Source organism: Rhodococcus sp. NPDC059968, assembly GCF_042738615.1.
GTDB lineage: Bacteria > Actinomycetota > Actinomycetes > Mycobacteriales > Mycobacteriaceae > Rhodococcus_F.
Window position 1 is genome coordinate 21,548 of record NZ_JBHWUE010000019.1, and the last position, 12,317, is coordinate 33,864.

10 protein-coding genes and 1 pseudogene are annotated in these 12,317 nt (G+C 62.7%); 5 read left to right on the forward strand and 6 right to left on the reverse strand.

Annotated elements, in window-relative coordinates; genetic code table 11:
- Positions 1–51 precede the first annotated feature (51 nt).
- The 5 genes from ACFWAY_RS17660 to ACFWAY_RS17680 all read left to right on the forward strand — a co-directional run bounded on the left by ACFWAY_RS17660 (position 52) and on the right by ACFWAY_RS17680 (position 4,866).
- Positions 52–345 (forward strand): hypothetical protein, encoded by a 294-nt coding sequence (locus tag ACFWAY_RS17660; RefSeq protein WP_378511436.1) that lies wholly within the window; start codon positions 52–54, stop codon positions 343–345.
- Complete coding sequence (locus ACFWAY_RS17665; protein WP_378511437.1) at positions 342–893, forward strand: hypothetical protein; 552 nt, start codon at positions 342–344, stop codon at positions 891–893. The genes ACFWAY_RS17660 and ACFWAY_RS17665 overlap by 4 nt, the downstream gene beginning before the upstream one ends.
- A gap of 79 nt (positions 894–972) precedes the next feature.
- The gene (locus ACFWAY_RS17670; protein ID WP_378511438.1) at positions 973–2,199 is read left to right on the forward strand and encodes a hypothetical protein; all 1,227 of its coding nucleotides are present in this window, start codon (positions 973–975) and stop codon (positions 2,197–2,199) included.
- Between the two features lie 61 nt (positions 2,200–2,260).
- Entirely contained in the window at positions 2,261–4,270 is a 2,010-nt protein-coding gene (locus ACFWAY_RS17675) for a type IV secretory system conjugative DNA transfer family protein (RefSeq protein ID WP_378511439.1), read from the forward strand.
- Complete coding sequence (locus tag ACFWAY_RS17680; RefSeq protein WP_378511440.1) at positions 4,270–4,866, forward strand: DUF4913 domain-containing protein; 597 nt, start codon at positions 4,270–4,272, stop codon at positions 4,864–4,866. The genes ACFWAY_RS17675 and ACFWAY_RS17680 overlap by 1 nt, the downstream gene beginning before the upstream one ends.
- A 262-nt stretch (positions 4,867–5,128) precedes the next feature.
- Here ACFWAY_RS17680 and ACFWAY_RS17685 read toward each other — a convergent pair whose 3' ends face one another.
- The 6 genes and pseudogenes from ACFWAY_RS17685 to ACFWAY_RS17710 form a co-directional block, all read right to left on the reverse strand.
- Entirely contained in the window at positions 5,129–5,695 is a 567-nt protein-coding gene (locus ACFWAY_RS17685; protein ID WP_378511522.1) for a DUF4352 domain-containing protein, read from the reverse strand.
- Between the two features lie 81 nt (positions 5,696–5,776).
- Positions 5,777–5,875, reverse strand: a pseudogene (locus ACFWAY_RS17690) (DUF2510 domain-containing protein); the annotation flags it as partial.
- Positions 5,876–5,955: 80 nt separating this feature from the next.
- Positions 5,956–6,510, reverse strand: coding sequence for a hypothetical protein (locus ACFWAY_RS17695; protein ID WP_378511441.1), 555 nt, complete (start codon positions 6,508–6,510; stop codon positions 5,956–5,958).
- A 101-nt stretch (positions 6,511–6,611) separates the two neighbouring features.
- A complete protein-coding gene (locus ACFWAY_RS17700; protein WP_378511442.1) occupies positions 6,612–9,743 on the reverse strand; it encodes a P-loop NTPase fold protein in 3,132 nt (1,043 codons plus the stop codon).
- A 415-nt stretch (positions 9,744–10,158) separates the two neighbouring features.
- Entirely contained in the window at positions 10,159–11,511 is a 1,353-nt protein-coding gene (locus tag ACFWAY_RS17705) for a hypothetical protein (protein WP_378511443.1), read from the reverse strand.
- A 57-nt stretch (positions 11,512–11,568) separates the two neighbouring features.
- Positions 11,569–12,288: a hypothetical protein gene (locus ACFWAY_RS17710; RefSeq protein WP_378511444.1), complete on the reverse strand. Its 720-nt coding sequence runs from the start codon at positions 12,286–12,288 to the stop codon at positions 11,569–11,571.
- Positions 12,289–12,317: the final 29 nt, after the last annotated feature.

Here is a 12,317-nt window from a genome sequence, read left to right on the forward strand (position 1 = left end):
CCGTATTCGTTCGAACACCCCAATCCTCGCCCACGAGAACGGAAGTCCCCGATGAAGCGCTCGGCACTGCTCGCGGTGATGATGTGCGTCGCCGGTCTGCCAGCCATCCGCTACGGCTGGGGCGTGCGGTCATCGGATCCGTACCGCGGGACTTGGTGCGTTCCCTTCCCGAAGGGCTCCGGACACCTCTACTGCGACGGAATCCCAACCTGGCAATTCTTTGTCGGCGCAGGCGTCGGCTTGGTCGTCATGGCACTTGTCCTTCTGGCGCTCGTGGTCCTGGAACAAATTGGCCGGCCGCTCGACTCCGCGCCGGCAGCCCGGAACAGGGGAAAGGACGTATGACCATGCGTTTCTCGACGAAACTGCTGCTCGCGGGAGTGTTGTCCACAACGATGGTGTTGGCCGGTTGCGGCTCGTCTGGCACCGAGGACGAGCCCTCGGGCAGTGACGATCACGTGCACATCGACCCCCTGGACCCGGCGCACCTCGACGCGGACGGCACGGCCGTGACGGCGATGCAGGCAATCCTGTCGTGGCAGCCCGCAGTCGACGAGAGCAAGTCCGATGCGTTGCACCGCGCTCGCCCCTGGCTGGGTGGGGAACTGGCGACCACCGTCGACAACGACAACGGTGCAGCGACTGGTCTTCGACCTGATCGGGAGTGGCTGGCGTGGCAGCAGGCCGGTGACGCACTGACCGCCTCCTGTACCAAAGCCGACAGCACCCCAGCGGCTCCGAAGGGAATGCGGACCGTCGTCATCGACGTCAGCTGCCGACAGACCGTGCTGCACACCGCCGGATCGAGCACCCCTCTCGCCGAACAGACCTGGCGCACCACCGTCACCCGCACCGACGACGGTTGGCGTCTGACCGACTTCCGCTACCAGTGAGGACAAAGGGATGAATCATGTGATCGCTCCGGAAGATCCAGCTACCCGGCGCCAGTGGGTCCTTGACCATGACCCGTTTGTGACCCGAAGCGAGCTCCTTGACACCCTGAATCAGATCGCGGACTGGCCATTGAGAGTCGGTCCGGCCACGGTATTGGCTGCGCACGGGCTGACCGACCTGGCCGACACGTTACGGGCGCTCCCGCCCGCCGGCAGATTCCTGGAGGAAATACTCGACAACCCTGCAGCGGGAGAAGAACTCGAGACCACCCTGGTTTCCGGGCGGGATGCGATGCGGGAGCTAGTCGACCAGTCGGGATTCCCCGCATGGATGCGCGAGCGCGACCAGCGATCGGTCTCGGCGGGTATCTCCCGCCTTGTCGCGAGTGTCGCCGCCGATGTGGGAGGGACGCATTGGGTGCGCACTGCTGGGCGGGCTGCAGAAACCATCATCCTGCTCGGCTGCAACAAGAGGCTCTTCGACAGCGCAGAACAGCGGGAAAGATTCGTCGCAGACCTCGACCTCGGGCTCCGTGTCGAGATCGCGTCGAACGCCAGTCTGGTCGATTGGGTCCCCACCGGCACCCGACCCGCCACTGCAGAATCTTCCGCGCCATCACTGCCCGCTGAGGGAACCGACGATTCTGCACCCGAATCGCACCCTGACCAGCAAAGAATCCGTCGGTGGCTCGTCGCCGACGAGATCTTCAGCGCCATCGAGCCGGTCGTCGCGCAGTCCAACCTCAACGGTGTACTGGCAGAAGCAACCGCCGACTGGGCGCTCCGCTTCGGCCCCGCAGAGGCATTGAGAGCGTGCCGATTCTGGGACGACCACGACATGGTGGCAACGCTGCCCACGGTGACCGCCGAAATGTTCCGGCAGACCAGCCGACTCCGGCCGCACGTGCGCGCCCTCAAGCGCGCCGCCCTCGCACTCGAGGAACGCGTAATTGACCTGGGCCATGCGGGGATCGACCACGAGGTGTACCAACGACTCGGCCCGACGGGGCAGGCCTCAAGCTTGGCTGTCAAAGCCGATCTGCTCGCCCGTACACCGAGTTCGAAGGCGGGGTACTGGGCGTACCGGCTGCTGTGCACCGCCCTGACCGTCGCCGAACTCGACCCCACCACCAGCAATGACCGTCTTCGGCAAAGCCTCGAACAGGCAGTGAAGAGGATCTGGTTCACCGGCATCCCCGATATGGAGTGGATCGTCAAGCTGGACGTGCTCCGTGACATCGACCCGGACACCGATGCACAGACCTGGCGTATCTCCGAACCCGCCCCAATGCCGCTCGGCGGCTGACCAACTTCCGCTACCAGTAAGGACAACGACCATGACGGAAATGCGTCGCGATCGGCCAAAGGTGAGCAGGAACAAAGAGATGGTGGTGCTCAAAGCCATCGCTGTCGCGGTCCCCGCCTCCTTCCTGCCGGTATTCGCCTACAACCTCGGTGGAGGTGAGGAGATCCTGTGGCACCCGATCGGCCTGTTCCTCGATCTGGGAATGGGAAACCGGGCGTGGCCGGGTGGCGCGACCGCTGTACTGATCGGAGAAGTGGTCGCCATCGCGGCGCTCGTAGTGGGCGGGTTCTGGCTGCTCAAGAAGACGGGGCGGCTCGAGAAGATCCAGGAGAAGCGCGCGCAGAAGCGGATCGACAAGTACGCCGACTCCATGACTGATCCGCGGGACGTCGAGCAGACCAGCCCGGTCGCGGCCGCCGACGAGACGAGGCGGCTTGCACCGACGATCAGCGAGACTCATCCCGGTCATGGCGGCATCGTCATGGGCAACACGGTCAAATCGAACCGTGAACTTCGGATGCCGTGGGAGTGGGTATGCATCGCGATCGCCGGCTCCCGAATGGGAAAGTCAGCGACCCTGGCGATTCCGGCTATCTGCTACGCCCCTGGATTCTGCCTTGGCACGTCCAACAAGCCCGACATCTACACCCACACCCTCTACCTGCGTAAACAGATGGGTAAGGTCTGGCTCTTCGACCTGGAAGGTGTGACCACCGGCAATCGGCGTGAGAAGGCGGGCTTCTGGTTCAACCCGTTGCGCCGTGTCGACGACCTGCCGTCGGCGCGAGTGGTGTGCGACTACTTCATCTCCGCCGCCACCGACGACAATGCTCGGGTCGACGCCTACTTCGACGGTGCCGCCCGGGACCTGTTCGGCTCCTACCTCCTCGCCGCCGCGCTCGCCGGCGGCGATCTTCGGCACGTCGTGGATTGGCTCCGCGAAACACAGTCGCAGATTCCGGTGAAGGTGCTCGCTCAGAACGGGTACGCCGATCTCGCGAACACCATGCAGAGCAAGCAGAGCGTCAACGCCAAACAGCGGGACGGCTTCTACGACATGGCGCGCCGGTTCCTCGCACCTCTTGACGAGCCTCGCTATGAAGAAGCGATCCTGCCGAACACCCGGATCACGATCGGGACGGACAGTGATGGGCGAATCCTCATCACCCCCGGCCGTGAAGTCCACGACCTGCCCGAACTCGATATCGACCAGGTCATTCGCAGCACCGACACTGTTTACGCCATGAGCAAGAAGGGAGCCGGATCCGCATCCGCGCTCACCACAGCCTTGGTCGGCGCCATCGGGGACGCATTGCAGGATTACGGCGCCCAACAGAGCGACGGGCGGGTCCCGATCCCGGCGGTCATGGTTCTCGACGAAGCCGCGAACATCTGCAAGCTGCAGCAACTCCCCGAGTGGTACTCGCACTTCGGATCGCGCGGATGCATCCTCATCACCATCCTGCAGTCACCGTCGCAGGCGAAGAAGGTGTGGGGTGAGACCAACTACGACGCCATGGTCGATGCCGCCAACATGATCTGGTACGGCGGCAATGTCAACGACAAAGGGTTCCTGGCCTCGCTGTCCGACGAGATCGGCGACCATTTCGTCGAGGTCGAGAACCGCAGCCGAAGCGGCGGAATTCTGGGCAGTGGGCAAACAACAATCAGCACGTCGCACCAACGGGAGAAGATCCTCACCGTCGACGACCTCAAGGCCCTGCCGCAAACTCGGGCCATCGTCACGATGGGCGGCAGCAAGCCGCTGCTGGTCCGCAAGAACTTCTGGGGCAACACACCATTCGCCGACGACATCAAGCGGTCCCTCGCCGAGTGCAAGGCCAGCACCGACCGCATCGAGCAGAAGGCGCTTCCGGTCGGATTCTCCGATCGAGAGGCATCGGAGGAACCTACCGGCCCGATCCCACACGTCGCTGTAGCAGCCGACAAGGACCTGATCGAGCTACCCGTTCAGCACAATGTCGTCACGCCGACCACGGGCGTCGGCGTAGCACCTGATGCGGTCGACGACATCTTCGAGTCCGAATTCTTTGCGGAAGGAAGGCAGTGATGGTCAATCTCTCAGCAACCGAGGACGAGTGGCAGACCGACGACGAGACCGGGTACGAGAACCCGTACGACTACGACCCGAACGCCGTCGACGAGAACGACCCCACCGTGGAGGCGGACGATCCCAGTCTCGACCCCGCCGAAGACACGGAAGAGATCGCCGAAGATGAAGACAACGAGATCGAGGACGTCGAGGCCGGCGAAGAGGATGGCGAGCTCGCCGAGATCGAGCCGATGTATCCCAGCTACGAGGCGTGGGTCGAAGGATGGTTCACCCAGGTCATCCGCCGGAAGATGGGTCCCGGTGGCGGCGAGAGCGGGCTGGCCTGGGACGCGAGATGGTGGCTGTATCCCGAGGTCGCCGGCCGGTTCAAAGCCCTCTGGTACGCGTGGGAAGAAGCCCGAGCCTCCGACAAAGCGTCGGCAATGTCGAACTGGTGGATCCACCACCTGGAACCACATGTACGGGTGATCTTCGACAGTGACTCGGGCCCCATGTCTCATGCGAAGCGCGACGGATCGTTCTCGGGCTGGCCCGCCCTCCCGTACGAGCCCATGCCCGCTGGTCTACGTGCCGAGCACACCGAAGACGACTGAGCACACGATAGTCGCCTGCCCCTGTGTGAGACCTTCCCCCAACCGCAATGTCCAGTTCGGAGGCGTACAGGTACGAGGTCGGAAATGCCCTGCTCATTGCCAGCATCGTAGACGGCGGCACCGAAGTCCCGTGCCGCTCAGGTCGGCGCACCTATTCCGGGCTCGACTATGTGTATCTCTCGCCGTAAAGCGCATCAAACCAGATGAATCGGACATGCGGTATAGGTCCAGTGAATGGATCGATGAGTAGCGCAGACGCAGCTCACCCGAAGCTCACTCTTGCTCCGTTAGAGAACATCGAGTCGTGCACTTCCAGGGCGACTGGCACGGTCCCGATCGGGATGTCGAAGACCACCCGTGTCGAGCGTGTGATGCCGGGATTGATGTCGCCGTCTCCTTCATCGTCGCCTTCGAGACTGAACTCGGCTCCGCTGTCATTGGTGAACTCGCGGCCCTGTTCGTCAACGAGGACTTGGTTCAGGCTGGAGTAGTACTGGGGCTGCTTCGAGATGTTCGTGACGTCCACGTGCACGACCACGAACTGGCCCTCGGCCTTCTCGCTGAACATCGATGATTCACGTCCAATGGTGGACAGCCCGGATTCCATATCAGTCACCACAAATGCGAACTTGCCATCGCGGACTTCTGTTCCGAACCCGTGCGCGGCTGAAGCTGTCGCCGTCGGTGTCCCTATAGCCGGCTGGATGGCATCGGTACCAGCTGGCCGGACTTGAGTGGTCGTTGATGTGCGCGCCGTGTTGGTCGACGGTTCATCCCCACCTGTGAGGGCTGTGCCGATAATGACAACACCGACCAGCGCTCCCGACACACCAAGCACTGCGTTTCTAAATGAATGGGGATTCTTGGGAGGCGTAGTAGGGAAAGGCTGCGCTTGCATGCGCGGTGAAGCAGGCTGCGTAGCCCCCGTCCAACGGAACCCATCCCAGTACCGAAGGGTCGCTGGATTCGCAGGATCCGGGTACCAGCCTGGGGGAGTCGGAGTCGTCACCCGCGCATCATTCCAGGTGAACTGGATACTCGGTATCGATCGTTTGAATGTATCGCTACGTACAACCTATCCGCGCACTATCACTCCGTAACCACGGTCCAATTCTTCAGCTCTGCGGAAGGCGACGGATTGCCGTTCCAGAGGTGAAGCTGGAAGTCGGAGTCTTTCACCTTTACCTCGCCTGCGATCTTTCCGTTGTCCATGTAGTAGCTCGCTACGTAGACCGCGAACAGTGATTCGGCGATCGGTGATGCCTTGAGCGCCTTTGCGTATTGGGTCGCGATCTGACGTATTCCATCTGCAGACTTGATCGAGGGGTCGCAGATGTCGATAGCGGCCGCCTGCATTCCCGGGTGACCACTGTCTTTGCTCAACCGTCCGGTCGTGACACGCACACCCTCTGGAAGCTGAACCGACGCAACCGCGGCGGCAAAGACTGGGTCGGTGATGGCAAGCGGTTTGGGGCATTTGTCGACTGGCGCTGCCTGCAAAGTCGTGGTCGACACAGTCGTGGTCGACGTTGACGGAGCCTGAGCGGTGGCAGACGAGCTTTGCGTCGAGGTGCCGGTGCTTGAGCTGCATCCAGTCAGAGCTATGGCACTCAGGGCAGCGCCGACCGCGATCATCTTCTTCACTCGCGCATCAAACCAGACGAACTGGACGAACGGAATATATCGTTTGAACGTATCTGCGAGTACCGCGCAGCAGAGTGAACCTTCACCGCTTGCCCGTGAGGTCAGGTCAGTCCCGCTGGGACACCCGCCGAGTCCTTGGTGATTTCAACCATTGCGTATGGGACAACGACAGGTCCCCACTGCAAGATACTTGCCATCCGAAGCTCCGCGAGTGGACCTGCGGAGAGAAGAAAAGACTGGAGACGACTCGATTCGTCTCCTTCCTGAGGCACGTGCTCATCGGACCAATCCCGCAGGTTGAGGGAACCCTCGACCGTGGTCATACCGTCTCGTGCCAATAGCGGCCCAAATGCCTTCGGAACGCCAAATAGCAGAGCAATAAGCACGACGAGGCCCAGCGATCCGGCCTCGGGGGTCGTCGCTTCGAACTGAGGGCGCAGCTGCTCGTCGGATAGTATTCGGGCGCGGACAACGAGATAGACGTTCAGAAATCGTTTCGCTCGACGTGGTGTGCTCGCCACCAATACGGCGACCCGCTCGAGCGCCTCGATATCCGCGTCGGACAGTGTTAGCGCCTCGATGACATGGGCAATCTCATCGGCGGAAACCGCGTCCACGGCAGGCACCATGACGCTGTCCCCGTTTACGTCAGTACTGCGCTCATCTGTGTCCACGTCGGTTGGGATGCTGTCGGCTTGTACTGGCTCGTTCGCCGCCGACCTCCGCTGCAGAGTGTTGTCCAGTTGCGTGAGGCCCGCAGCTGCCCTGAGTATCGCAGCGCATCCTGCCTCACTCATTGGCGGAAGAGTGTAGGTGAGCTGAAAGATCTTCTCCAAGTAGTCACCGGTGGTTGTGGCCGATTCCTCCTTCTCCAGCAGTTCCGGATGCCGGTGGCGGAGAGACTTCTTCAACCAGCGCGGATCGACACCCACGATCACTACAAACAGTGGCAAGGCGAGCAGAAGATGGACAGCGTCTAGGACGTCCGCCACGGTGTCGGGCTCACATCGGTCTAGGTCATCAATGTAGAGGACAATCCGGTTCAGATGTGGCTGGTCGGAAGCGCTAACTCCAGCGGCGGCAAACCGTAAATGATCACTCAGATCCCGAAGATCACGATGCGCGAGCGCGACTACGCCCATGAACTCCTCATAGTCTCCGCTGCCTGCGCGCTCCGCCAGGTACCGCCGGAGCAGGCGGTCGCCCGTCAGTCCCTTTTTTTCTTTACGCGCATCGTTGAGTTCGGTTTCTGCGTCCAATTTCTGCTCTACCGCGGCAATTAGCTCGGCCTGGGCACTGGCCGCTTCCTGTCGCAGACTTTCCAATTCCACCTGCTGTTTAGATCGTTCGGCGGCAACCGCATCATCGATGCGCTTCTGCATTTGCTCAGCGGGGGCGAGGATTTTCTTGGCGAGCTCGGCTTGACGAGCGATCCAGGCGGCCGCCCCGGACCCGGCAGTCACCAACGGAGCCAGGGAGGACGCAATTGGGCTCGAAACATCGAAGATATGAGCGGCTACCAGCGTAATGGCACCGACAAGAACCGCCGCAACGATCGACAACGCTAGAGGCGACTTCCACCACGACTTTCCCGCAGTGGCGAGTACCCGCACACGCGAGCCAAGCTCGATTATCTGGCGAGTAGCGGCTGCCATTTCCTGTGCCGTACTCATGGCTGGATCAAGACCCAGCTCGGCGGCAGCTTTCTTAACCTGGTCCTTGAGGAGGTCCTGGTCGAAGGTCTGTGTCACCTTCGCCCATAGATCGATGTCTCTCTGTGCTCGAATCGCTTTTAGGGCCTTTCCGTGTCGCTCCTCTGCCTGCTTGATCGCGGCATCAACGCTGTCGGATCGGCGTTGAGCGGTCTTCACACGGGCGTTCGCGGTGTCGACTACCTGTTTGACTCCTTCGATCTTGGTGATCGCTTCAGCGAGAGCCGCTTCGGGTTTGGACAGGCGTGGATGGAGTTCGGCGAAGATGTGCTCCAAGAGGCTTGCCCATAGATTTCCCCGTGCATAGTGCCAAGCGCTGAACCTGACGTGCGCGACACTCGGTTGAAATTCGTCGCCGGCATGAGTCGCAAGGTCCGTGATTGCAGCCTCGATGCGGTTCATGAAAAAGGTCTTGCCTGACCCCCACTCGCCGTACAAGGCGATCGCCAGTGGCGGCTCTAGCTTTCGCGATGACACCAACGCTGCAAGTGCTCGGGCATCCTTTTCGATCCCAAGGCGGTCGGGAGCCCTCAGCCGATCTGGACCAGCAACCAACTCCTCCGCCACTGCAGGTACGACGATTCGATCTAACGATGGACCTCCCAACGTCTCTTCCGAATCCAAATTCTCGAAGTCGACGTCGTCGGTCGGCATCCCAGTGCCGTCCGCCCTCCGGAGCACGTACTCGGCTTCCTCGAGCCGGTTCTGCCGCTGCAGCAGCTCACTCAAGGGTTTCGCGGCCGACTTAAGTCCTTGATCCATCGCCCTCTCGAGCACCTGTTCGGCTTCCTCGAGCCGGTTCTGCTGCTCCAGCAGCTCACTCAAGGGTTTCGCGGCCGACCTAAGTCCCTGATCCATCACCCTCTCGAGCACCTGTTCGGCTTCCCCGAGCCGGTTCTGCCGCTCCAGCAGCTCACTCAAGGGGATCGCGGCCGACCTGTCCCCCCAATTCATCGCCCTCTCGAGCACCTCTTCGGCTTCCCCGAGCCGGTTCTGCCGCTCCAGCAGCTCGGCAAATGGGATCGCGGCCGCCCTGTCCCCCCAATCCATCGACCTCTCGAGCACCTGTTCGGCTTCCCCGAGCCGGTTCTGCCGCTCCAGCAGCTTGGCCAATGGGATCGCGGCCGCCCTGTCCCCCCAATCCATCGACCTCATGAGCACGTCCTCGGCTTCCTCGAGCCGGTTCTGCCGCAGCAGGGCCTCACTCAAGGGGATCGCGGCCGCCCTGTCCCCCGAGTCCAACGCCATCCGAAGCACCTGCTCGGCTTCGGCGAGTCCGCCCTTCCGCCGCAGCAGGGCCTCGCCCAACGGCACCGCGCCCGACATGTCCCCCAACTTCACTGCCTCCCGGAGCATCGCCACAGCTTCGCCGCGATTTCGCTTCCGTCGTAGCAGCAGCATGCCTAATGGTGCCTTCACCGACGTTTCCCCCAAGGACAAAGCCCTCCGAAGTATTTGTTCGGCTTCGTTGAACCCGGCCTGCTGCTCCAGCAGCTTGGCCAATGGGATCGCGGCCGACATGTCCCCTGACTCGAAAGCTATTCGAAGCCCCTGCTCATTCTCGCGGGAGTCGGACTCGGAACCGTCTGTCTGCATAGCTCATTGTTTACCAACACGTCCACGACGCCGACTGCCGTGACACCTAAACAACTCAAACCACCAACCATCACCGCCAAACGCGATCCAGTTGCAGCTGTTATCGGAAGATCGCTACAAGACAGCAGTTACCGTCCGGGAAGCGCAGCCGGATCGGTCCCTCCCTCTCGCTCCCACCCATCCCGAGGATGTGTCGGACGTCCGTTCTACACTGGCCGAGCGACGAGAAGGAGGTCGCCACCCACTGCCATGGTCGACGGGGAAGTTTCCCTGTCGCCCTGATCCGAGATGTGTTCTCGGATCGGCGGGGTGGCGACCTCTTTCTCTGTTCGGGGCCGCTCTAGACCGAGTGCGCGGTGTCTCGGCGGTGTTCGCGGTCGAGTTCCGGTTCCTGCTCGAAGGCGAGTTCGCTCTCTTCGTCGGGGCGCTGTTCGACGTTGAGGAGTTCCTTGATGGATCGGGGGTGGCTGGACATGGCTGCCTTCATCGCGGGGGCAATGCTGGCGGCCAGGTTCGCGAGTTCTTCGTTGAGCTGGGTGAGGTTGATCGGCGATAGATTGGCGGCGACGTCGTCGTCGCCGGCCACTGGTCCGGCTGCTTGGGCGAGTCCTCGTCCCACGGAGTCGAGCACGCTCTTGGTCTTGTCGACCTTGGATGGTCCGCCGGTGGCTGGTGCATTCTCCGCCGGTTCTTCCGCTGCAGTTTCGGGCATGGGACCGAGCTGGGCTTCGGAAAGCTGGGAGAGCTGGTCGTAGGCGGGAAGCCCTCGCGCGGCGACATATCCCAGTGCGACGGCAGATGCTGCGTCGAAGACGCGGCGATCGTTGGTCGTCTCTCGCTCGATGCGCTCTTGGTCGGCGGTGGCGAGTTCTTCCTTCGGTGTCTTGTTGCCGGCGTGGAAGAGGACCGCGTTTCGGCGTTCGTGCTCGCGCAGGGAGCGCAGCCGTGCGTCGTTGTCCTGGACGAGCTTGTTCAAGCGTTGGGCGTTGGCCGACTCCGCGCCTTCGAGGTGGCGTGCCGCGGCGGCGGCGGCCAGGACCTGGATTCGGGTCTGGTCGATCGGTGCGCCGCGGTAGACGCCCAGCACCTCGCGGATCGGTTTGGGGCGGGCGACTTTTTGGCCGGTTCGATGGCGTTCCTCGACGTCGGTCAGGAATGCTGCGATGTCGTGCACGCGCTGATTGGGCGGAGGTGCGGTGCGCTGGTTCGACCGTTTCGTCTGGTTGTCGCGGGGTCTCGCAGCGACGGGGTCGACGCGTACTCCGTCGTCGACCGCTCGTGTAGGGGTGCGGGTGGGTGCGGGTTCTTTGGTGAGTGCCGGCGAGTGTGCGTAGTCGTCTGCCTGGTCGGGATCGTCGGCGGCTACCTGTTCACCGTCTTCGCCTGTTGGCCAGGATGGATCGAGGTCGAGTTGCTCTTGCGGTTCGAGCGAGCCCGCGTCGGCCGACGCGGATTCGTTGGATCGGCCGGGGATCGGTTGGATGCTGGCTTCGCGGTCGTCGGGCTCCTGCTCGTGGTACTCCCACTCTCCCGAGGGAGTTCGTCTCGGTACGAGTAGTCGTCGCGGTGCGTCGAGGTCGAGTTCCTCCTCGTATCCGGTGACCTGTTCCTCGTCGTAGTTCCGTTCGGCCCAATCGGCTTCCTCGTCCATGCGTTGCTGGTACTCGTCGGTGGTTCGGTCGATGCCGGCCATGTCTTCTCCTCCTCGTTTCCCCCCTCGCTGGTAACGGCGAGGATGTTCAGTGCTCGGCTACAGCTCCGGGCCTCGATCGTGTTCCTCGTCGTACGGCGGTTCCTCGTCGTAGGGCGGCGGTGGTTCCTGCTCGTAGGTGGGCGGTGCTTCTTGCTCGTAGATGGGCGGTTCCGGGTCATTCTGCTGCTCGGTGACCTGTGCGTTCCGGCGCTGGGGTGGGCGAGCGCTGCTTTCGGTCCGGTGACGTTGTTCTGCCTCGATGAGCGCGAGCCGCTTCCGGTCGGTGGCGAGCAACTTTTCGAGCCGCGCGATTCGCGTCTGGAGCTGCCCGAGCACCCGCTCGTCCGTCTGCTCGGCCCGCTGGCGGCGTCCGTGGTTGGCACGGTTCGTGGCCGCTGATGCTTCGATCGCACCCCATCGTCGTTCGGACGGCGCATCCGCTTCGGCGGCCTGCCGTGCGGCGCGGGCCTGTTCGATCTGTGCGGCGGTGGCGGCGGGATCGCGCTGGATCCGGTCATGGATCTCACGGGCGCGGCGCACCGCGAGGATCTTCTGCTCTTCGGCCTCGATCTCGGCGATGACCGAATTGACCGCGCCTGCGTTCGATTCCTTGGTCGCACGATCGAGTTCGTGCTTCGCCGATCCGAGCATCTGCCGTGTGTCGGAGATACGTCGGCGCGCGGCCGCGGCGGCGGTGTTCAGCTCGTCGGTGGCGTACGCCGAGTAGGCACTGGCCGCCTGGCGTGGCGCGGTGATCTGCTCGATCTGCTTCTTCACTGCCTCGGTGCGGACCTCATTCAATGACG

Excerpts from the sequence above, each read along its gene's own strand:
- ACFWAY_RS17660 (WP_378511436.1), top strand. The coding sequence starts at position 52 with ATGAAGCGCTCGGCACTGCTCGCGGTGATGATGTGCGTCGCCGGTCTG.
- ACFWAY_RS17665 (WP_378511437.1), top strand. The coding sequence starts at position 342 with ATGACCATGCGTTTCTCGACGAAACTGCTGCTCGCGGGAGTGTTGTCC.
- ACFWAY_RS17680 (WP_378511440.1), top strand. The coding sequence starts at position 4,270 with ATGGTCAATCTCTCAGCAACCGAGGACGAGTGGCAGACCGACGACGAG.
- ACFWAY_RS17700 (WP_378511442.1), bottom strand. The coding sequence starts at position 9,743 with ATGTCGGCCGCGATCCCATTGGCCAAGCTGCTGGAGCAGCAGGCCGGG.
- ACFWAY_RS17705 (WP_378511443.1), bottom strand. The coding sequence starts at position 11,511 with ATGGCCGGCATCGACCGAACCACCGACGAGTACCAGCAACGCATGGAC.